The organism is Natronorubrum daqingense (assembly GCF_001971705.1).
GTDB classification, from domain to species: Archaea; Halobacteriota; Halobacteria; order Halobacteriales; family Natrialbaceae; genus Natronorubrum; species Natronorubrum daqingense.
Genome location: NZ_CP019327.1, coordinates 205,652 through 226,858, shown reverse-complemented (window position 1 = coordinate 226,858; position 21,207 = coordinate 205,652). Strand labels below are relative to the sequence as shown.

Sequence of the window (21,207 nt, the reverse complement as noted above, 5' to 3'; positions counted from 1 at the left end):
AGTTACACGATCGTCTCGAACGCCTCGAGCGACGCGAGTTCGTACGTCGGTTCGTGACCGACGCTTGCAGGGTCGTCGTGGCCCAGATCGAGCCAGGCCGAATCGAGACCCATCGCGTTCGCCCCCGCGACATCTGCGTGCAGGGAGTCACCAATGTGAAGCGCCGCGTCGGGCGTCGCCTCGAGTTCTCTCAACGCGTGCTCAAAAGGGGCGGCGTCGGGTTTGGGATGAATGCCCTTGCTCGGCTCCGTAAACACCCGCACGTCGAACGCGTCCGCGATGTCGAGTGCCTCGAGTTTCTGCGTCTGCGTCGGACGGCCACCGTTCGTGATCAAGCCGACCGGACCGCGCTCGCGGGCGTGCTCGAGTGCCGCCTTCGCGCCGGGGCGAAATCGAACAGCAGACGGATCCTGCGCCTCGAGATAGCGCTCTGCGAGCGTCGACGTGTGAGTGGATTCGACGTCGGCATTTGCAGCGACTGCTGTAAAGAGATTCTCGTAGAACTCGAGAGCCGTCTCGGCGGTCGGAACCGACGGCACGGCCGTTCTGAGATCCCTCGGCGTGCAAAACGGCTCGAGGTGGGCTCGATCGAACGCGGACTCGAGAAGCGCCTCGGGGTCCTGCGTCGACTCACAGAGTGTTCGATCGAGATCGAAACAGATCGCATCGTACGCACTCATTATTCAGAAGATGGGGTGCGAGCGTTCTCAACGTTTCGCCAGTGTGTCATAGTGAAGCACGTTCTGTGAACCGCCTCCGGCGGTCGCTCGAGCGAGCGGGAGCGTGCCGTCTCTCTCGAACCGAGGTACTGACACCGAATGACGCGACGACGACAGGTCGTCTGTGACATTCGCCACGTTCAAGCCAATCCCCTTCGACGGTGAATTCATGACGCGATCTGTCTGGGTCAAAGCCGACGACACCGTCGGCGACTGGGACGACCGACGCGAACGGATTACCGCTGCACTCGAGGCGGGTGCAGACTGGGTACTGGTCGACGAGGACGAGGTTGCACGGGTACGGGAACTCGGCGACATCAACGTCGCCGCCTACCGAACCGACGGCGATGTGACGCTCGTGGACGACATCGACGACGCCGAAGCCGATAGCGACGATGAGTCGGGCGCACAACCCGACGCCATCATCGTCGGCAAGGAAGGCGAAGGCGACGCGACAATCGACCTCCCCGAGGACCTCTCGGGCTCCGCAGACCTCTCGACGCTCCGCCGGCGTGACGGCGACATCGACCGCGGCGCGTACATCCGCATCCTCGCGAAGGAGTACGAGCACTTCGCCGAAACCGCCGCTGCAGACGCCGACTACACCATCGTCGTCGGCGAAGACTGGACGATTATCCCCCTCGAGAACCTGATCGCTCGCATCGGCGAGGAAACCGACCTCGTGGCCGGCGTCACGAGTGCCGCGGAAGCGAAGACGGCGTTCGAAACGCTCGAAATCGGTGCGGACTCCGTCCTGCTCGACTCCGACGACCCCGACGAGATTCGACAGACGGTCGACGTTCGCGACGACGCCGACCGCGAATCGCTCGACCTCCAGTACGCGGAAGTCCTCGACGTCGAACGCATCGGCAGCGCCGACCGCGTTTGCGTCGATACGGGCACCCTCCTCGAGCACGACGAAGGTATGCTCGTCGGCTCGATGTCCCGCGGTCTCGTGTTCGTCCACGCCGAAACGGCAGAGTCGCCCTACGTTGCGTCTCGACCGTTCCGCGTCAACGCCGGTGCCGTCCACGCCTACGTCCGGACGCCCGACGGCGGCACGAAGTACCTCTCGGAACTCCAGAGCGGCGACGAAGTGCAGGTCGTCGACATCGACGGAAACACGCGCGAAGCGATCGTCGGCCGCGTCAAAATCGAAAAGCGGCCGATGTTTCGCGTCGCCCTCGAAACCGAAGACGGCGACCGAATCGAGACCCTCCTCCAGAACGCGGAGACGATCAAAGTCGCAACCTCGGACGGTCGAACCGCGATCACCGACCTCGAGGCCGGCGACGAACTCCTTCACTACTACGAGGATACGGCCCGCCATTTCGGCGAACCGGTCGAAGAGAGCATCATCGAGAAGTAAGTCGCTCCATTCCTTTCCTACCCGGTTTCGGCTTCGGCGGGTCAGCCCGTTCTCGACTCGAGGATTGCAGAGGAGGAATTAGTTGTGAACGGGCTCTTCTCGCTCCGCCTCGTCGACGTCTTCGGCGTCCGGGTCCACTGGCTCGAGGCGAGTCGTACACCAGTGACAGAACTCGAGGTCTTCGTCGAGTCCTTTGCCACACTCGGGACAGGACGGGCCATCAGTCTGGTCGTTGCTTTCCGGCGGAAAGCCGAGCGCTCTGAAGGTGGCGTCGATCGCCGCAAAGAGCGCGATGAACATGATGAAGAACTGTGACATCGTGTCCGTCTCCGTGTTGACGACGTCCATCATCCCCGAGAACGAGCTCGCGGAAGCCATTTGCTCGACCGGAAAGAAGAACCAGACCGCCGAGAAGTACAGTCCGGCAAAGACGAGTGCACGGAACCAATCGCGAAGTAAGGCGTGACCTGCCCCCGGAAAAAAGAGCGAAAGACCAGCGGCGGCCATCGTACGAAGCCATGTCATCGTACGTGGTGATTGGAGACCCGGGCCCTTAACATTCCGATTTTATACTCGCCGCGGACCGTTCCCCGACTGGGAGCCAGCCACGCAGCGTTAGGCCTCTAGCTGCGAGACGAGCCTCGAGAGCGTCTCGAGGTCGTACTGACCCGGCGCGGTCGCGTCTGCCGACTCGACGGGGGCGTAGCCGATTTTCGAGCCGTACACCGGCGCGACGGCACGCGTGTGACTTCCCAACTCGCCCATCGCCATCGTCGCCACGCGGTCGCCGTGGGCCGTCATTTGTTCGGTCGCGGCGAGGACCGCGAGCGTGTCGGCGTGCGATTCGGCGGTGACGGCCAGTTTCGAGACGTCGGCGTACTTGCCAGCCTCGGTCAGCGTCGAAACCATCTCGCCGCGAGTCGGCGTCCCCTCGAAATCGTGTGCCGACGCGACGACCGTCACGTCTCGCTCGCGTGCAGTCTCGAGAAGGTCCTCGGCGTCACCCTCGAGAATCGACTCGAGTTCGATATCGATCGCACCGACGGCGTCGAAGTGCGTCGCCTCGGCGAGCACCTCGAGACGGGCGGCGTCGTCGCCGTCCCACTCGCCGCCTTCCCACTCGGCGCGGTTCGTCGCCAAGACGGGTAACTCGCCGTCACCCTCGTCGTAGGACTCGAGCGCCTTGAGTGGCTCCGCCGCGAGATCCATGCGGAATTCGATCGCGTCGGCGTGGTCTCGAGCGGCCGGTTCCGTCGAGAGATCGGCGGTCGATGCGGCGAGTACGAACGAGTCGAAGTCGAGTCCCATCAGTAGCGATGAGAAAGGCGAGAACGGGAAAAACGGTGTCGATTTCGCGAGTTTACGACGGCGTCGATACCGGGATCTTACGCCAGTCCGAGCGTCTCCTCGGCCTCGAGGAGTTCGTGGTAGCGGTTGCGGATCGTCACTTCAGAGATGTCCGCGACGTCGCTGACTGCGGCCTGCGTGGTCTTCTCGTTGGTGAGCAAGGCGGCGGCGTAGACGGCTGCGGCGGCCAGACCGACCGGCGACTTGCCGCTGTGGACGCCTTTTTCCTTCGCGTTCTGGAGGAGGCCGCGTGCGCGGTGTTCGGCCTCGTCGGAGAGGTCGAGTCCGGACGCGAAACGCGGAACGTAGCTCTCGGGGTCAGCCGGCTGGACCTCGAGACCGAGCTCTCGGACGACGTAGCGGTAGGTTCGGGCGATCTCGTTTTTCTCGACGCGGGAGACATCTGCAATCTCGTCGAGGCTCCGGGGGACGCCGGCCTGTCGAGCGGCGGCGTAGACACAGGACGTGGAGACGCCTTCGATCGATCGACCGGGGAGGAGGTCCTCGTCGAGTGCGCGTCGGTAGATCACGCTGGCCGTCTCGCGGACGTTCGTCGGCAGTCCGAGTGCACTTGCCATCCGGTCGATTTCGCCAAGCGCCTGCTTGAGGTTGCGCTCTTTCGAGTCTCGGGTGCGAAAGCGCTCGTTCCACTTGCGCAGGCGCTGCATCTTCTCGCGTTGGCGGGAGCCAAGCGAGTTGCCGTAGGCGTCTTTGTTTCGCCAGTCGATGTTCGTCGAGAGGCCCTTGTCGTGCATCGTGTTCGTCGTGGGCGCACCCACGCGGGACTTCTCGTTCTTCTCGGCGGCGTCGAAGGCTCGCCACTCCGGGCCGCGGTCGACCGAATCCTCTTCGACGACGAGGCCACAGTCCTCACAGACGGTTTCGCCGTGTTCGTCGTCGACGACCAGGTGACCCGTACATTCGGGACACGAGAGGTCGCTGTCTTCCGTTTCGGTCGTCTCTTGGTCCGATTCGCGTTCGGTACGTCGTACTCTGGTGCTCGGTGTTGAATTGGTCATACGATGGCAAATGCTGACCGGCCGAACTGACTGCAAAAGCCCGGACGGATTCGTTACCTACCTCGTTCTTAGACTCGAGGGTTAAGGGTTTCGGAATCGCGTCCCGATACCGCTCGAAAGCGCGTAATTCGTTGGATCGAGCATGATCGATCAAAACATTGAAGCACAGAAGTGTCGGATCGGAGCGATCAAACCACACCCGTCCTAACGACGACGTATGCACGTCGCCGTCGGGAGCACGAACCCCGTCAAAGTTAGGGCAGTCGAGCAGACACTCGAGCGATTTCAGCCGAGAGTCACCGCGCACGCGGTCGATTCCGGGGTGGCCGAACAGCCACGGTCGGTCGAGGAAACCGTCACCGGTGCGGAAACCCGCGCCCGGCGAGCGCTCGAGGCGACCGGTGGCGACTACGGCGTCGGGCTCGAGGGTGGCGTCGCTCGGATCGACGGCGTGTCCGGGCTTTCGTTGATCATGTGGGCAGCCGTCACCGACGGCACGCGTCTGGAACACGGTGGTGGACCGACGCTGGCGCTTCCCGACGACGTCACTCGCCGACTCGAGGCCGGAGAAGAGTTAGGTCCGATCATGGACGACCGTCACGACACGGATGGCATCGCGCAAAGCGAGGGCGCTGCGGGAGTGCTCACTGCCGGCTTGACCAATCGGTCACAGGCACTCGGCGAGGCGCTCGCCTGTGCGTTCGGTCCGTTCGTCGTCGAAGGAATTCTCACCGATCACAGATAGGATACGGTCGCCGTCATTGCGTCATCAGAGTTGATTTTCCCGCTTCAAAGCGTTCGAATGTACCATCGTCAGCCGGTACTGAGACTCACCGTCTCTCGACAGTCATCGTATTTATATTGTACTACGGTCGTATGTATTAACCTCCCGTACCAACGGAACGTTTCTGTCGGGTTATCCACCGATTACTACCGAAAAAAACCGCAAGCAGGCAGCGGGTTAACCGCGCGTACCAAACCCCATAAGGGCAGTCTTGCCATTAACTGGCCTATGAGCACCGCAGTAACCACGGACCTCACCGGTAAACAACGGCAGATACTCCAATACCTCCGCAGGAACGCCGGAACGAAAACCTACTTCAAGTCGCGACTGATCGGCAAGGAACTCGGCATGACGGCGAAAGAGGTCGGCTCGAACATCGCCGCCCTGCAGGACGGCGATTACGACGTCGAGATCGAAAAGTGGGGCTACTCCTCGAGTACGACGTGGAAAGTGATTACGTAGGACTAAACCGCTCGAGCAGCCGATAACCCACCACTCAACTCCGTGTTTACCCGCTCGTAGACGCACTAACGAATTCACTATCTATACCATTCGTGTGTACCTTCCTCTACCAAACCCCCGTGTTAGCTAGTGGTCCGTACAAGTCGTCGAACGGTTTTTGATTGCTGCTGACCTATTCGAGACACGTAATGACACCGCCAGTGTTGTTCGATATGGATGGCGTCATCCTCGAGGGGCCACGAACCGCTCCGGGCATTTACGCGGACGCGGCCGACGCTGCACTCGCCGAACTCGGCGTCGAGCCCACGCCGGCACAGCGACGAGACCTCAGACGCCACGACCTCGAGCACGTCGTCGAACACTGCGAGACGCTGGATATCGACGCCGACGAATTCTGGCGACTGAAAGACCGATTCGCCTCGGAACGGACTCACGAGCGCGTTCGAACGGGCGAGCGCGGCCTGTACGACGACGTCCACGCACTCGAGGAACTGGCTACAGAAACGACGGTCGGTCTCGTCACGAACAATCGCCACGCCACCGGCGAGTTCGTCGCCGACTCCCTCCCCGTCGACTTCGCCGTCGTTCGCGGCCGCCAGCCGACGTTCGAGGACTACCGCCGTCGAAAGCCCGATCCCACCTTTCTCGAGGACGCCTGCGAGCACCTCGCCGTCGACGACGCACTCTACGTCGGCGACTCGCTCAAAGATGTCACGGCCGGGAACGCGGCCGGCCTCGAGACGGCGTACCTTCGTCGACCACACAATCGCGACGTCGAGCGACCGGCCGGCGCCACGACGGTCATCGAGTCGCTGACCGAACTGCCAGCGGTGCTCGAGACGCTCGACGCGCGGTAGTCGTCGCTGGCCGAGTCGCTTCAAGTGTAAGCCGGGAATACCGCCGAAAAGGAGCAGTCAATACGCGATTACCGGCTACTGTTCGGCGTCGTACTCGATGAGTTGATCGGCACGCTGGGCGAGTTGGCGGGCCGTCTCGCCGAAGGAATCGGCGTGGCGAATAACCAAAACGAGGACCGTTTCCGGGCGTTCGACGGCGTAGCCGTCTTCGCGCGACAGCAATCCGGCCTCCTCGAGTTCGCCGGCGTACTTGCTCACCGTCGGTGCCGAAACGTCGAGTGAGGTCGCGAGGTCGCCAGCACTCGCGTCTGGCGTCAACAGGAGTTCGATCAACATCCCGCGAGGGGTCTCCCGGCGAAGGTATCCGAGCGCGTGTTTTTCGTACTCGTCGAATCGGTCGGCCGGAACGAACCGCTTGTAATCGCCGTCGCGAAACCGCTCGATCGCATCGAGTTCCTCGAGTCGACGGAGGTGATGTTGGGTCTCACCGGTGCCGAGTTGAAGGTCGTCTCTGATCTTCGAGAAGTGAGCGCCGGGGGTCGTCGAGAGATACCCTGCGATCGCATCGCGGGCATCGCTCTCGCCCGTATCGGCGGCTGCAGAGGGAGAAAGGCCGGCAAGCGGTGTCGCGGCCCCGAGAGCCGCGAATCGTCGCAGGGTCGCTCGCTTCTCGTCGTCGACCCCATCGGAACTCGTCATGTGGTGTGTATCAACCGAACGTGACCGCACGTAAAACAGGTTTCGCTCCGCTTTCTTCTCCGAGAATTGAGTGTCTGCGCGCGGTGAGCGTTAGCTGGATTTGGAGTCGCCGGCGAACTCCTGATCCATCTCCTCGATGACGTCGTCGGGATCGGAGATCTCCGCCGTATCCTTGCCCTCTTTGATCGCCTGGGCTTCCTGTTCCATCGCCTCGAGGTCCATCTCGGCTTCCTCGTCGATTTCGCCGATGATCTCGGCGATGTCGTCGAGACCGATCAGTTCGCGCGTCTCCTCGTCGAACTCGAGACTCTCGAGTTCGGTGTCGGCCTCCTGGACGTCGCTGCCCGAGAGGTGCTTGCCGTAGCGTCCGAGCATCGAGGAGAGTTCCTGGGGCAGGACGAACGTCGTGGATTCGCTCTGACCGATTTCGGAGAGCGTCTCCATGCCCTGATCGATGATCGCACGTTCGCCCATCGATTCGGCGGACCGAGCACGGAGGACGGTCGAGATCGAGTCACCCTGCGCTTCGAGGATCTGACTCTGCTTTTCACCCTGTGCGCGGATGATCTCACTCTGTTTGTCACCTTCCGCCTTCTCGACGGCGCTGCGGCGTTCACCCTGGGCCTCGAGGATCATGGCACGGCGCTTGCGCTCCGCGGAGGTCTGTTGTTCCATCGCACGCTGGACGTCCTTCGATGGGTTGACCTCGCGGACCTCGACGCTCTCGACGCGAATCCCCCACTCGTCGGTGGGTTCGTCGAGTTCCTGTCGGATTCGCGCGTTGATCTCCTGGCGCTTGTTGAGCGTGTCGTCGAGTTCCATGTCACCCAGGACGGCACGCAGGGTCGTCTGGGCGAGATTCGAGGTCGCCTTCTTGTAATCGTCGACCTGGAGGAACGCCTTCTTGGCGTCCATCACTTTGATGTAGACGACGGCGTCGGCCGTCACGGGCGAGTTGTCGCGCGTGATGGCTTCCTGTCGTGGCACGTCGAGCGTCTGCGTACGCATGTCGAAGCGATACGTATTCGAGACGAACGGCGGCACAAAGTTGATACCCGGTTCGAGTAGTTTGCGGTACTCACCGAAGACGGTGAGCGCTCGTTTCTCGTACGCGTCGACGATTTCGATCGCACTGAGCAGTGCGGCGACGACGACGAGGAGAACGAGCGCACCGAGGAACAACAGTGCACCACCGGTTTGCAAGGGGAGTACTTCTACGACCATGGTACCGTGTTACGGTGGTGAGGGGAAAAGCGTTCCCTTATTTTCACGACATATCCTTTCTGGCGAGTATCACAAGTCCGTGTGACTCGAGTCGGCTCCTAGCTCCGACGCTCAGTTCGATTTCTCGGTTTCGGTCTCGGTCTCAGTTTCGGTCTCTGGTCCGGACTCGGTTTCGGGTTCGGCCTCGCTATCGCCCGGTTCGACCGATTCGGCGGCCTCGTTAGAGCCAGAATCAGCGTCTCCGTTGTGCTGTGCCAGCGCGCGATCGATTTCGTCGTCACCGATCGCACCGAGGGATTCGACGGTGAGGACGTTCCCGCCACCCGGATCGAGGACGATAATCTCTTCGCCCTCCTCGATCGTTCCGCTCGTCGAGCGAGCGCTGTAGAAGGGGGCGAACCCGCCGTCGTCGAGTTTGACTTCGCCGTCTCGGGACGTGACGGCCTCCGTGACGTATCCCGTCGATCCGGCTAGCGAACTCGAGTCCGACGTCTGGGCCGTCCCCTTTCCGCCGTAGAAGTCGAACTCGTTGTAGACGTACGCCGCGGCGAGTCCGATGACGAGCGTCAGCGCCGAGAGGACGAACACGTCGGCGACCGGCGGGAAGATCAGTCCGATGAGCCCAGCGCCAGCGAGCGCGACGCCGACGACGATGAGGTGTGCGCCCGGCGAGAGGGCCTCGAGTGCCATCAGAATGAGCCCCACCGAGAGGAGCGCAAGTGGCATGTTGCCAAAGAGGAGTTCGAGCATACCTCGAGCTAAGTTCTCACCCAAATTAAAGGTTGCCGAGGGTCGACCGCGGCTCTCGGAGGCGGCGGAATTTCGACGTCGGCCTTAGAAGACGAGCGCTCCGAGTTGGAACATGACGAGAACCATCGCGACGACGCCGAGCACGACGAACAGCGCGTGCTCGAGGCTCGGTTCGCCGGGTTCGATCGGCGTCGAACTGGGTTCCGGTGCGTACGGATCGTCTTCATCGTCGTTCGCCGTGGCGTTTGCCTCGTCGGTTCCCCAGTCGTCGTCAGCGGCTGATCCCGAGAGATCCAACGGGACTCGGTACGCGTCGTCGCGACGGCCGCGTTCGGACTCGGACCCGGGGTCGCGAACGTCGTCCGGAGACACGCGAATCTCGTCCTCGAGCGTGTCATCACGATCGGTATCGACAGCGGGATCATCCCACCAGTCGCGTTCTCGCTCGAATTCGGAGCCGTCCTCGGGGGTGTGAGCCGTCGAATCCGTCGTCCCTTCCCGGTGTGCGTCCTCGTCAGGTTCGGACGCGTCGTCTGTCATGATCGGATCCTAATCCCCGCGCCATCAAAAAGCCGCGGTCCCGCACCGAACAGCGAACGAGTGACTGCCCACGACGTTACTCGAGTTCCGAACGGTTCGTCCGGTCGCCAATCTCTCCGCCGTAGACGACGCCGCGTTCGGCGTCGAGCGTGACGACGCTCCCTTCGATACCCGCCGGAAGCGAGGCTCCGCTGACCATCGGAATGTCCATCTCTCGAGCGACCAGCGCCGGGTAGCCCGTCAGCCCCCGCTGGGCGTCGACGATGCCGCCGATCCTCGACAGGTCTCCCTCGAACTCGCCATCGAACTCCGCCGACAACGAGAGGATTGCCCCGTCGGGAACACTCGAGAGGTCGCCGTCACCCACTCGCACAACGGGGCCCGTCACGCGCCCGTCGACGACGACGCGGCCGGTCGTCAGCGCCTCGGCGGCGACGTGGACCTTGAGCATGTTCGTCGTGTTCGCGCCCTCGAGTTCGGTCATCATGCCACAGAGGACGACGACGGTATCGCCGCTCTCTGCGACGCCGGCGTCCAGTGCAGCCTGAACGGCCTTCTCGACAACGGCGTCGGCTCCCTGATCCGACACGCGAGCGTAGAGCGGCGTCACGCCCCACGAGAGCGCGAGCCGTCGCCGAACCTCGTGACTCGGTGTCGACGCCACGACCGGGACCCCTGGACGGTACTTCGCCGTCTTCAGCGCCGTGTAGCCGGACTCGGTGGCGGCGACGACCGCGTCCGCACCGATGTCGCGCGCGAGGAAGCGGGCAGATCGAGCCAGCGCGTCCGTCCGCGCCTCGCCAGCCGACGGAACGCGTTGCTCGAGCAGTTCGTCGTACTCCTCGGACGCCTCGACCTCGCTGACGATGCTATCCATCGCGTCGACGACCGCAACAGGATGGTCGCCGATGGCGGTCTCCGCGGAGAGCATCACGGCGTCGGTGCCGTCGAGGACGGCGTTCGCCACGTCCGAAGCCTCCGCTCGAGTCGGACGGCGAGCGTGCACCATCGAGTCGAGCATCTCCGTCGCCGTGATGACCGGTGAGCCGTCGTTTCGGCACTTGCGGATGATTCGCTTTTGGATCATCGGCACGTCCTCCATCGGACACTCGACGCCGAGGTCGCCGCGAGCGACCATGATTCCGTAGGACGCTTCGATGATCTCGTCGAGATTTTCGACAGCGCCAGCGCGTTCGATTTTCGAGATGAGGGGGATCTCGACACCCAGTTCCTCGAGCACCTCGCTGACCTCGTAGACGTCCTCCGCGTCGCGGACGAAACTCGCGGCGACGAAGTCGACGTCCTTCTCGGCCGCCAACTCGAGGTCCTCTCGATCCGATTCGGTGACGATGTCGAGATCCAGATCGACGCCGGGAACGTTGACACCCTTTCGGCCGCCGAGTTCGCCGCCGGTATCGACCCGAGCGCGGACGCCGTCGCCCTTGCCCTCGCGTTCGAGGACGGTCGTCTCGATCAATCCGTCGTCGAGCAAGATCGTATCGCCCTCTTCGACGGCGTCGATGGGAAGCGAGAGGCCCACCGTCTCGGGAGAGACCTCCTCGCCCTCGACGAAGCGGATATTTGATCCCGTCTCGAGTGTGACCGTCTCGCCCTCGGGAAGCGTCGCGGTCCTGATCTCTGGTCCCTGCATGTCGAGCATAACGGCGACCGGTTCCTCGCGCGCTTCGTCGACGGCGCGGACGCGGTCGATCAACTCGGCGCGGTCCTCCCGCGTTCCGTGGCTGGCGTTCAACCGAGCGACGGAGAGGCCAGCGTCGGCGAGGTCCTCGATCGTGTCGCGGTCGCTCGAGGCCGGCCCGAGCGTGCAGACGATCTTCGCGTTTCTCATAACTCGAGGTAGCGCGAGTACGGGCAAAAAGGTAGGTGACTAACTCGGACTCGAGTCTATCTTTTTCCAAGACTCGTTTCGGCCCAAGCGTTTTCCGCGGTAGTCCAGTAGCCTCGACAATGCCCAGCTACGCAGCGTTCGTCGACGTCGCCGACCGAGACGTACAGAACGTCCAGGAACTGGCCTCAATCTGGGGCGAGGTCAGAGGCGAGTTCACCGAACACGAGGCAGAACTCGTCGACTCCTACGCGATGCTCGGGAGCCACGACTTTCTGGTCATCTTCGAGGCACCCGACCGCGAGAGCGCGTTCAAATCCGCGCTGACGCTTCGTAGGCACGGCCTCGAGGCTCAGACGATGGAGATCGTGGATACGGACGATTTCGCGGATCTCGTCGACGAAGTGTGAGCGGGATCGAACGTCAATTGACAGAGAGCCGAACAGTCCCGCCGGCTCCATGCTCGCCGATCAGGACGCTCGTGGCCATCTGTCACTCGTTCGAGATGCCCGGAAACCCACTCGCCTTCGATTAGCTCTGTACGCTGTGATACAGATCAGCGGCTACCAGCAGAAGAACGAGGATCGAAAGTACAGCAACCGCCCAGCCGTAGACGGATTGGGACAAACTGCTCTGCGTATCGATCGCGAGCAGAACGTACACCATCCCGGAGAACGTAGCGATTCCAACGTACGTTCGAATTCTGTAATCCATATTTAAATTTCAACAATCTATAAAATAAGCGCTATGGTTTCTATGAGCGAGTGTTGTTCGTATCCCCGTTCTCGGAGTTTTTTATTGGCATATCCGTCTACAGATGGCAGAAAGAACGAATTGGGACCGGGAAACGAGTAACTCCGGCCACGATGCGCGAGCAGTGGACGAAGACCCACTGCGAGTTCCGTCGTCGCTACGGTGGTCTGTGGTGCTCGATCCGGTCGTGGCTCAACGAACCCGTTCGCCGACCTCGGCGTCTCCATGGGTCGTCAACAGATCGGCCTCCTCGCCCGCAGCGAGGATCATCCCGTTGGACTCGACGCCGAACAGTTCGGCTTTTGCCATGTTCGCGAGCAGGATGCACTTCTCGCCCGGAAGCGCCTCGAGGTCGTGGAGCTGTTTGATGCCCGCGACGACCTGTCGCGTTTCGAAGCCGATGTCGACCTCGAGTTTCGCGAGGTCGTCCGCTCCTTCGATGCCTTCGGCCGACTCGATTCGCCCAACGCGGATGTCGACGTCCTGGAAGTCCTCGAACTCGATTCGTTCGTCAGCGAGTGGCTCGAGGTCGTCTGGGGCTGCCATATCGGTCGCTTCGCCCGCGTCGGTGTCGTCGCTTTCGGTTTCCGCGTCGTCCTCGTCGTCCTCCTCGCCGTCCTCCGAATCGTCTCCCGCGGCGGCGACGCGCTCCTCGAGTTTCTCGTTCAACTCCTCGACGCGGTCGTCTTCGATCTTTTCGAAGAGTTCGCCGGGTTCCGCGAAGTTTCGCGGCGGGGCCTCGAGCGCGTCCTCGAGGTGAGCGTCCGCAACCGATCCGTCCTCGCCCAACTGTTCCCACAGGGCCTGCGCCTTGTCGGGCGCGATCGGTTCTAAGAGGACGCCGACGGCCTTGGCGATCTGGACGCAGTCGCGGATGACCTGCGCCGCTTCCTCGGGGTCGTCGTCGGTGAGCTTCCAGGGCTCGTTGCGCTGGATGTACTCGTTGCCGAACTGCGCGAGTTGGGTCGCGGCGCGGCCGACTTCCCGAAGGTCGTAGTCGTTGACCGCGTCGCGGGTTTGCCCGATCGCGCCCTCGATTCGTTCGCTGACTCCCTCGGAGACGTCCGTCTCCGGCGTGCCCTCGTAGTTTCGGTACGCGAAGAGCAGCGAGCGATACCAGAAGTTGCCGACCGTTCCCACGAGTTCGCCGTTGACCTTCTCCTGGAAGGCGTCCCAGGAGAAGTCGACATCCTGTTGAAGGCCGCCGGTCGTCGTCAGGTAATAGCGCAGGAGGTCCGGGTGAAAGCCTTCCTCGAGGTACTCTTTCGCCCAGATGGCGCGGTTGCGACTCGTCGAGAGGCCTTTGCCGTTGATCGTGATGAACCCGGTCGCCGCGACGGCGCGGGGGGCGTTGTAGTCGGCACCCTCGAGCATCGCGGGCCAGAAGATGGTGTGGTGTTGGATGATGTCCCGGCCGATGATGTGGACGATCTCGCCCTCGCCCTTCCAGGGCTGTTCCCAGTCGTACTCGTCGCTGCCGACGCGTTCTGTGTACTGCTTCGTCGAGGCGATGTACTCGATAGGTGCGTCGACCCAGACGTAGAGGACGAGGTCCTCTCCGTCTCCATCTCCGCCGTTGGGGTAGTCGATCCCCCAGTCCATGTCGCGGGTGATACACCAGTCCTGTAGGCCGTCGTCGATCCACTGTCGGGGCTGATTTCGCGCGTTCGAGGTTCCCTCGAGGCCGTCCAAGAACTCGGTGAGGTACTCCTCGAACTTGGAGACCTCGAAGAACTTGTGCGGACGCTCGCGGTACTCGGCGGGGTTACCCGTGATCGTGCTCGTCGGATCCTCGACCTCGCCGGGCTCTAAGTGGCGCTGACACCCCTCGTCGCACTCGTCCCCTCGGGCCTTCTCGCCGCAGTAGGGACAGGTGCCGACGACGTACCGGTCGGGAAGGTACTGGTCCGCGTCGGGATCGTAGGCGACCTGAATCTCCTTCTCGTAGATGTAGCCCTCCTCGTCTAAGGTTCGGACGATCTCCTGGGTCAGTTCGGTGTTCGTCTCGTCGTGGGTGTGGCCGTAGTTGTCGAAGTCGACGTTGAACTTCGGGAACGTCTCCTCGTACTGGTCGTGCCACTCGAGTGCGAAGTCTTCCGGATCGACGCCTTCCTGCTCGGCGTTGACGGCGACCGGCGTGCCATGCATGTCCGAGCCACAGACGTAGGCGGTTTGTTGACCCAGCGTCTCGAGTGCGCGGTCGAACGCGTCGGCGCCGATGTACCCCCGCAGGTGGCCGATGTGCAAGTCGCCGTTCGCGTACGGCAACCCGCAGGTCACGACCGCGGGCGTGTCGGTCGGAAACTCGTCGTTGCTCATATCTGTACGCTGTCGCTGGCGGGCGTAAAACCCGCCGGTTTTCGGTCGCGAACATTGGCTCGAACGAAATCGACATCGCGCCGTCGCAGTACGGCGGTTCGGTCGGTAATCCAAGGCTCGAGTGAGAGTATCGTCACGGTACGGGACAAAATGTCGAATTTCTCCACCGAGACTGTCATGCATTGTTTTGACACGCCATCCGGACGTACCAAGGTATGAGCAGCGGTGGCCAACGCGAACAGTGGGCAACCCGAATCGGGTTCATTTTCGCGGCAGTCGGTAGCGCCGTCGGTCTGGGGAACATCTGGCGGTTCCCGTTTCAGGTCGGTCAGGAAGGTGGCGCGGCGTTTCTCGTCATCTACCTCCTGTTTATCGTCCTCATCGGCTTTCCGGCGATGCTCATCGAGTTCGTCGTCGGTCGTCACACCGAACGCAACCCAGTCGGCGCCCTCCAGGAAATCGGCGCCGGCGCGTGGAGGTACGTCGGCTGGATCTTCATCGCGACCGGGTTCGTGATCCTTTCGTACTACAGCGTCGTCGCCGGGTGGACGATTCGCTACACGCTCCTCGGTTTACAGGACGACTACATCGCCGACGCCGCCGAAGCGGAAGCGCAGTTCGTCACGCTCGCGAGCGGCCTCGATGCCATCTTCCTTCACGCGATTTTCATGGTCGCCGTCATCGCCATCGTCGCCTACGGCATCGAACGCGGGATCGAACTCGCCGTGAAGGTGATGATCCCGGCGATCATCGTCATCATGCTCGGTCTCGCCGTCTACGTCGCGACGCTCGAGGGGGCGAGCGAAGCCTACAGCTACTACCTCTCGCCGGAGTGGGGGGTGATCGCCGCCGAGTGGCAAAGCATCCTGCCCGCGGCCGCCGGACAGGCCTTCTTCACGCTCTCGCTCGGGATGGGTGTGATGATCACGTACGCGTCGTACCTCGGTGAGGACCGAAATCTCGCGGAAGACAGCGCGATCATCATCGGCTTCGACACGGCAATCGCGTTCGTCACCGGACTGATCGTCTTCCCCGTCCTCTTTACGGCCGGCGTCGCCCCCGGCGATCCCGGGGCCGGTGCGATCTTCGTCTCGCTCGCCGCCGCGTTCGGCGACCTCACGTTCGGCTGGCTCATCGGCGCAATTTTCTTTGCCACCGTCGCAATCGCCGCGCTCTCGAGTGCGATCAGTCTCATGGAGGTGGTCGTCTCCTACGCGATCGACGAGTTAGACCTCGACCGGGTAACGGCCACCCTCGCCATCGGCGGCGCGATCTTCCTGCTCGGCATCCCCTCGGCGTACGACCTCGTCTTGCTCGACCTGTTCGACCTCTTCGCCGACCAGATCCTGCTCGTCCTCGGCGGACTGTTGCTCGCGATACTCGTCAGTTGGTCGCTGTCGACGCTCGCCATCGAAGAGCTCGAGCGCGGAATCGGTGACCTCGGCTCGCTCGGAACGGCGTGGATCTGGGCCGTCAGGATCCCCGTCGTCCTCGTGCTCGTCGTCGCCCTCGTCCTCGGTATCCTCGACTACTACGAGTTCCTCAGCGGGGACTTCGCGGCGTGGCTCGAGGAGTAACGCGGCTCACGGGTGAATCACTCCTCACTACCAGGCGACGAGGCGTGCCAGATATCCGGGAGCCACTCGAGGCGGGCGCCGAACAACAAGCCGATTCCCACCAGGAGACAGCCGAAGAAGGCGACGAGGAACGCGCCGCCGCTGGGAACGACGACGATCGACACCGCCGCACCGACCCACGCGATCCAGGCCAGCGCCTCCCACGGACGGCCGTCGTACAGTCGCCAACTCGACAGCGAGAGGGCGAATCCGCCCAGTGCGGCCGCGACCAGTACTCCCTCGAGAACCGCCGAAGCCCCAACCAGTCCGACGAAACCGACGATCGCGACCACGTCGAAGCGATCCAGCGCCATACTCGAGTCTCGAAGCGGGAGGGCAAACCGCTACCGATCCGACCCATCGGTATCTCGATGGCGTTCGCGGAGCGTCAGCCGTCACTCGCGACTGGAACGCTCGCCCCTCGCTCGAGTCGATCGAGATCCTCGAGAAACGACGCGAGCATCTCCCGAGTCACGTGTGGCATACAGACGACGCGCAATTCGTCCCTCGCGGTTCGGGAGATCCGCCACCCCTCCTCGCGCAGCGCCTCGAACGTCGACCCCGAAATCTCGGCCGCGACCAGCGGCAGCGTCGGCTCGACGACATCGTAGTCCCGCTGCTCGAGTTCCGCGGCGAGCCACTCGGCGTTTTCCTGAGAGCGACGGTACTGTTCGCGATACCCATCGGGCCACAACTCGTCCATCGCGGCGACGGCGCTCGCGACGCCCGCGCCGGAGCGCGTCCCCGTCAGCGTCGCCTGCGAGGTCGACTCGAGGTAGGGCGTGTCGACGGCGAGTTCGTCGAGCAAGTCGTCCGAACGGGCGAGCAGACCGCCCGCGGGGACGGCGGCTTGGCCCATCTTGTGTGGATCGATCGCCATCGTATCGACGGCCGCGTGACCGAAGTGCCACTCGTCCCCGCTAAACGGGAGTACGAACCCGCCCCAGGCTGCGTCGACGTGGAGCATCGCTCCCGCGTCTCGAGCGATCTCACCGAGTGCCGGAATCGGATCGACGCGGCCGTACTCCGTCGATCCGGCCACGCCGACGACGAGTGCGGTATCCGCATCGACGGACGCGCGAACGGCCTCGAGATCCGCCCGAAACCTCTCGTCGGTCGGCACGATTCGAAGGTCGACGCCCAACACGCCGGCAGCCTTCTGAAAACTGAAATGTGCCGACTCGGGCATGACGACGTTCGGCGTCCGCGTCTCGGCACGGTTTCTGGCGATTCGCACCGCCTGCACGTTCGCTTCCGTCCCGCCGCTCGCGATGTACCCCGACGGGTTCTCGAGACCGGCGATCTCGCCCAGCGTGGCGAGCGCCTCCTCCTCGAGGGCCGTCACAGTTGGATAGGTTCCCGGATCGCCGGGGTTCGTCGCGAGAAATCGTTCGGCCGCCTCGCGTGCGAGGGGATGTGGCTCGGAACACATCGAGGAGAGCACTCGATCGAACGATTGCGGCTCGCGTTGCATACCCCGACAGTCCGTACTCGCGAATTTATGCGTTACGTTTACTCGAAGTAGTGAAGAAAACTGTCCGAGAGTTCGTCGACTCGTTCTAGCGGACCGAATCGAGGAGCAACTTTTGCTCGACGCGCTTTACTTCGTGTTGGACGTCGCGAACGGCGTCGATGTTGGCCGAAATCGAGTTCACACCTTCGTTGACGAGGAACTGGGCCATCTCGGGTTTGGAACCGGCCTGCCCGCAGATACTCGTGTTCACGTCGTGTTCGCGACAGGTTTCGATGACGTCACCGATGAGTCGCAAGATCGCCGGGTGAAGTTCGTCGAAGCGGTCGGCGACGTTCTCGTTGTTCCGATCGACCGCGAGCGTGTACTGGGTGAGGTCGTTCGTCCCGAACGACGCGAAGTCGATTCCCGCCTCGGCCATTCCCTCGACGGAGAGCGCCGACGCCGGCGTCTCGATCATCACGCCCCACTTTCGCTTCTCGGGGTCGATACCGGCATCCTCCATGAGCGACTTCGCTCGGTAAACGTCCTCGGCATCGTTGACCAGCGGGAGCATGAGTTCGACGTTGTCGTAGCCCATCTCGTAGAGGCGACGGAACGCCTCGAGTTCGTGGCCAAACACGTCGGGCCGGTCGAGCGAGCGGCGAATCCCTCGGTAGCCCAGCATCGGATTGTGCTCGCTCGGCTCGCTCTCGCCGCCCTCGAGTTGTCGGAACTCGTCGGTCGGGGCGTCGAGCGTGCGGACGCGAACCGGCCGCGGATAGAAGGCGTCGGCGACGCCGCGGATGCCCTCGACGAGTTCGGTGATGTAGGCGTCCTCGCCGTTTTCCTCGATGAACTTCGCCGGCGTCTGGTTCAGCGAGAGGATCATGTGCTCCATGCGGAGCAAGCCGACGCCGTCGGCCCCCGTCGCCGCCGCACGTTCCGCGGCTTCCGGAATGGAGACGTTGACTTTCACCTCGGTCGCGGTCATCGGTTTGACCGGCGACTGCGGACGCACCTCCTCGACGGGTTCGGTTTCCTCGTCGGGATCGACTTCCTGTCCCTCGAGCACCGCACCCTTGTCGCCGTCGAGCGTGACGACCTGGCCGTCCTCGAGCACCGTCGTGGCGTTCGTCGTGCCCACGATGGCTGGAACGCCGAGTTCCCGGGAGACGATCGCGGCGTGGCTGGTCATGCCGCCTTCGTCGGTGATAATCCCCGAGGCGCGTTTCATCGCCGGCACCATGTCGGGCATCGTCATCTCGGTGACGATGACGTCGCCCTCGCTGACTTTGTCGAGATCGTCGAGCTTTTTGACGATTCGCGCGGCGCCGCTTACGGTCCCTGGACTCGAGCCCAGGCCGTCGACGAGCACGTCGCCAGATCCGCCAGAACTTGCTGTGGCGCCGTTTCCGCCCCCTGTCGCTTGGACGCTACCGCTGCCGTCGGTGATTCCAGTCGTCGGGTCGACGCTGCCCGTCTCTGCCGTGGCTCCGCCGTCCTCGTCGATGGTCGTGATCGGTCGGGACTGGAGCATGAAGACCTCTCCGTCGACGATCGCCCACTCGACGTCCTGTGGTTCGCCGTAGTGGTCTTCGACGCGTTCGCCGAGGTCCATGAGCGCGTTAATCTCCTCGTCGGAGACGACTCGCTCGTTGCGTTTTTCCTGGGAAACCTCGCGTTCGACGGTCTCTCCGGTTTCCTCGTCCTTTTCGTGCATTACTTTCTTCTCGGCGACGGTGACGTCGACCTCGCGGTCCTCGCGTTCGATGACGTAGTTGTCCGGCGAGACGGCACCCGAGACGACGGCTTCGCCGAGTCCCCACGCGGCCTCGATAATCATCGTCGGATCGCCAGTCGAGGGATGGCTCGTGAACATCACGCCCGATTTCTCGGCGTCGACCATCTGCTGAACGACGACGGCGATGTTGACCGTGGAGTGGTCGAACCCTTGCTCCTGGCGGTAGTAGATCGCTCGCTGCGTGAAGAGCGACGCCCAACACTCCCGAACGCGGTCGAGGAGCGCCTCCTCGGTGACGTTCAGGAACGTCTCCTGTTGACCCGCGAAGGAGGCGTCTGGCAGATCCTCCGCCGTCGCCGAAGATCGAACGGCGACGAACGCCTCGCCGTCGCCGACCTCCTGGTACGACGCGAGAATCTCCTCGCGCAGGTCGTCCGGAAACGGCGTCTCGAGAATGAGTTCCTGTGCGCGGTTGGCCGCGCTCGCGAGCGCGCTCGAGTCGTCAACGTCGACGTCGACGGCCTCGAACAGTTCTTCATCGATTTCGGCTTCTTCGATGAACGATCGGTAGGTCCCGGCGGTGACGACGAATCCCGGGGGGACGGGCAGCCCAGCACCCGTAAGTTCGCCCAGAGAGGCGCCTTTGCCGCCGACCGTCTCGAGGTCGTCGGCACTGATCTCGTCCAGCCAGAGTACAGCCATTGCTATGTTCGTGGACACCCGAACGAATAAAGAAGGTTGCGAACAGTTCCTGTGATTCGCTACTCGCAACTGAATGAGTCTTTTTCGGCGCGAGCGGCTGAGAAACGCGAAATCCGGCTGTCGACAGCCGGTCACTGATCGTCGATAGCCTTCGGTGGCGGGAATTACACGTTCCGAGCGATCACGAGATAGCCCGTGTGACCCACCGGTGCGGTCGACGGGCGCGAGCCGCGGTCGTCGAACTGCATCTCTCGTTGAATCGTCTCTCGAGTGCGAATATTCGACAATCCGGCCTCGCGCGCCGCCTCGACGGTCGCCTTCGTCGACTCGATAAACGGGCTGTAGACCGCGAGGAAGCCGCCGTCGACGAGCACGTCGGGTGCGTAGTCGACGATCGAGGCCGCATCGCCAGTATCGAGCGTGAGCACGTCGAACGACGACTCGAAGCCGAGCGATTCGACGCCCTCTTCCTCGAGCAGCGTCGCCAAATCCCCCGTTCGAACGTCGACGGCGTCGGAAACGCCCCCCAGCGACATATTCGCTCGAGCGACGTCGGCGAACTCGCCCTTTCGTTCGTATGTGACTACTGACGCCCCAGCACGGGCCATCGAAGCCGCGAGGACTCCGGTCCCGGTGCCGGCATCGAGGATCTGGTCACCCTGCGAGACGCCCGTCTCGCCGATCACCAGTCCGATGTCCCGCGGGACCATCGGGGCCCCGGTTCGTTCGAAGTGGTGAAAGAGATCCGGGCCGCGCAGCGAGCGCACCCGGAACGCCTCGCCCAGATGCGTCTCGACGATCTCGCCCGGTTGCACGTCCGCCGGCACCTCGAGGACGCCCAGATCGGTGCCTTGCTCCGCGCCCGGTTCGATGAGGAACTCTCGATCCTCGCGGACGAGCAAGACGGGAACGCGGTCGCTTTCGGTGGATTCGTCGGCCCCTCGGTCGTCGTGGTCGTGGTCGTGGTCGCTCTCGGTGTCGTCGTCGAGGGAAGAATCGTCCGTCAC

The 21,207-nt window shown here is 63.1% G+C and carries 20 protein-coding genes; 6 read left to right on the top strand and 14 right to left on the bottom strand.

Annotated features, from left to right (window positions below; genetic code table 11):
- Positions 1 to 2 precede the first annotated feature (2 nt).
- Complete coding sequence (locus BB347_RS01130) at positions 3 to 680, bottom strand: HAD family hydrolase (RefSeq protein ID WP_076579243.1); 678 nt, start codon at positions 678 to 680, stop codon at positions 3 to 5.
- Positions 681 to 888: 208 nt separating this feature from the next.
- Between BB347_RS01130 and BB347_RS01125 the strand changes: the two genes are divergently transcribed.
- On the top strand, positions 889 to 2,088 hold the full coding sequence (locus BB347_RS01125) for a 3-dehydroquinate synthase II (RefSeq protein WP_076579249.1): 1,200 nt from the start codon (positions 889 to 891) through the stop codon (positions 2,086 to 2,088).
- A 78-nt stretch (positions 2,089 to 2,166) separates the two neighbouring features.
- Here BB347_RS01125 and BB347_RS01120 read toward each other — a convergent pair whose 3' ends face one another.
- The 3 genes from BB347_RS01120 to BB347_RS01110 form a co-directional block, all read right to left on the bottom strand.
- Entirely contained in the window at positions 2,167 to 2,613 is a 447-nt protein-coding gene (locus BB347_RS01120) for a DUF7575 domain-containing protein (protein WP_076579251.1), read from the bottom strand.
- Between the two features lie 90 nt (positions 2,614 to 2,703).
- Positions 2,704 to 3,396: a type I 3-dehydroquinate dehydratase gene (locus BB347_RS01115; protein ID WP_076579256.1), complete on the bottom strand. Its 693-nt coding sequence runs from the start codon at positions 3,394 to 3,396 to the stop codon at positions 2,704 to 2,706.
- 77 nt (positions 3,397 to 3,473) lie between these two features.
- Positions 3,474 to 4,454 (bottom strand): transcription initiation factor IIB, encoded by a 981-nt coding sequence (locus BB347_RS01110; protein WP_076579258.1) that lies wholly within the window; start codon positions 4,452 to 4,454, stop codon positions 3,474 to 3,476.
- Between the two features lie 217 nt (positions 4,455 to 4,671).
- On the opposite strand from BB347_RS01110, the gene BB347_RS01105 reads away from it, so the two are divergent.
- The 3 genes from BB347_RS01105 (at position 4,672) to BB347_RS01095 (ending at position 6,557) form a co-directional block, all read left to right on the top strand.
- A complete protein-coding gene (locus tag BB347_RS01105; RefSeq protein ID WP_076579261.1) occupies positions 4,672 to 5,199 on the top strand; it encodes a DUF84 family protein in 528 nt (175 codons plus the stop codon).
- Positions 5,200 to 5,466: 267 nt separating this feature from the next.
- Positions 5,467 to 5,700, top strand: coding sequence for a DUF7123 family protein (locus tag BB347_RS01100; RefSeq protein ID WP_076579264.1), 234 nt, complete (start codon positions 5,467 to 5,469; stop codon positions 5,698 to 5,700).
- A 188-nt stretch (positions 5,701 to 5,888) separates the two neighbouring features.
- Entirely contained in the window at positions 5,889 to 6,557 is a 669-nt protein-coding gene (locus BB347_RS01095) for an HAD family hydrolase (RefSeq protein WP_076579267.1), read from the top strand.
- Between the two features lie 75 nt (positions 6,558 to 6,632).
- Here BB347_RS01095 and BB347_RS01090 read toward each other — a convergent pair whose 3' ends face one another.
- The 5 genes from BB347_RS01090 to pyk all read right to left on the bottom strand — a co-directional run bounded on the left by BB347_RS01090 (position 6,633) and on the right by pyk (position 11,619).
- The gene (locus BB347_RS01090; protein WP_076579269.1) at positions 6,633 to 7,256 is read right to left on the bottom strand and encodes a winged helix-turn-helix transcriptional regulator; all 624 of its coding nucleotides are present in this window, start codon (positions 7,254 to 7,256) and stop codon (positions 6,633 to 6,635) included.
- A 90-nt stretch (positions 7,257 to 7,346) separates the two neighbouring features.
- Positions 7,347 to 8,480, bottom strand: a complete 1,134-nt coding sequence (locus BB347_RS01085) for an SPFH domain-containing protein (RefSeq protein ID WP_076579272.1) — start codon at positions 8,478 to 8,480, stop codon at positions 7,347 to 7,349.
- A 111-nt stretch (positions 8,481 to 8,591) separates the two neighbouring features.
- Positions 8,592 to 9,230, bottom strand: a complete 639-nt coding sequence (locus BB347_RS01080; protein WP_076579275.1) for an NfeD family protein — start codon at positions 9,228 to 9,230, stop codon at positions 8,592 to 8,594.
- An 84-nt stretch (positions 9,231 to 9,314) separates the two neighbouring features.
- Complete coding sequence (locus BB347_RS01075; RefSeq protein ID WP_076579277.1) at positions 9,315 to 9,770, bottom strand: DUF7312 domain-containing protein; 456 nt, start codon at positions 9,768 to 9,770, stop codon at positions 9,315 to 9,317.
- Positions 9,771 to 9,846: 76 nt separating this feature from the next.
- Positions 9,847 to 11,619: a pyruvate kinase gene (gene pyk / locus BB347_RS01070; RefSeq protein WP_076579280.1), complete on the bottom strand. Its 1,773-nt coding sequence runs from the start codon at positions 11,617 to 11,619 to the stop codon at positions 9,847 to 9,849.
- Between the two features lie 119 nt (positions 11,620 to 11,738).
- On the opposite strand from pyk, the gene BB347_RS01065 reads away from it, so the two are divergent.
- Positions 11,739 to 12,026: a GYD domain-containing protein gene (locus BB347_RS01065; protein ID WP_076579282.1), complete on the top strand. Its 288-nt coding sequence runs from the start codon at positions 11,739 to 11,741 to the stop codon at positions 12,024 to 12,026.
- 535 nt (positions 12,027 to 12,561) lie between these two features.
- On the opposite strand, the gene metG is transcribed toward BB347_RS01065, so the two are convergent.
- Entirely contained in the window at positions 12,562 to 14,688 is a 2,127-nt protein-coding gene (metG, locus tag BB347_RS01060; RefSeq protein WP_076579285.1) for a methionine--tRNA ligase, read from the bottom strand.
- A gap of 215 nt (positions 14,689 to 14,903) precedes the next feature.
- On the opposite strand from metG, the gene BB347_RS01055 reads away from it, so the two are divergent.
- Positions 14,904 to 16,265, top strand: coding sequence for a sodium-dependent transporter (locus BB347_RS01055; protein ID WP_076579287.1), 1,362 nt, complete (start codon positions 14,904 to 14,906; stop codon positions 16,263 to 16,265).
- Positions 16,266 to 16,282: 17 nt separating this feature from the next.
- Here the strand turns inward: BB347_RS01055 and BB347_RS01050 are convergent, their stop codons facing one another.
- The 4 genes from BB347_RS01050 to BB347_RS01035 all read right to left on the bottom strand — a co-directional run bounded on the left by BB347_RS01050 (position 16,283) and on the right by BB347_RS01035 (position 21,207).
- A complete protein-coding gene (locus BB347_RS01050) occupies positions 16,283 to 16,618 on the bottom strand; it encodes a hypothetical protein (RefSeq protein ID WP_076579289.1) in 336 nt (111 codons plus the stop codon).
- 74 nt (positions 16,619 to 16,692) lie between these two features.
- Complete coding sequence (gene mfnA, locus BB347_RS01045; protein WP_076579292.1) at positions 16,693 to 17,778, bottom strand: tyrosine decarboxylase MfnA; 1,086 nt, start codon at positions 17,776 to 17,778, stop codon at positions 16,693 to 16,695.
- A gap of 85 nt (positions 17,779 to 17,863) precedes the next feature.
- On the bottom strand, positions 17,864 to 20,200 hold the full coding sequence (ppsA, locus tag BB347_RS01040; protein ID WP_076579294.1) for a phosphoenolpyruvate synthase: 2,337 nt from the start codon (positions 20,198 to 20,200) through the stop codon (positions 17,864 to 17,866).
- A gap of 164 nt (positions 20,201 to 20,364) precedes the next feature.
- On the bottom strand, positions 20,365 to 21,207 hold the full coding sequence (locus tag BB347_RS01035) for a 50S ribosomal protein L11 methyltransferase (RefSeq protein WP_076579298.1): 843 nt from the start codon (positions 21,205 to 21,207) through the stop codon (positions 20,365 to 20,367).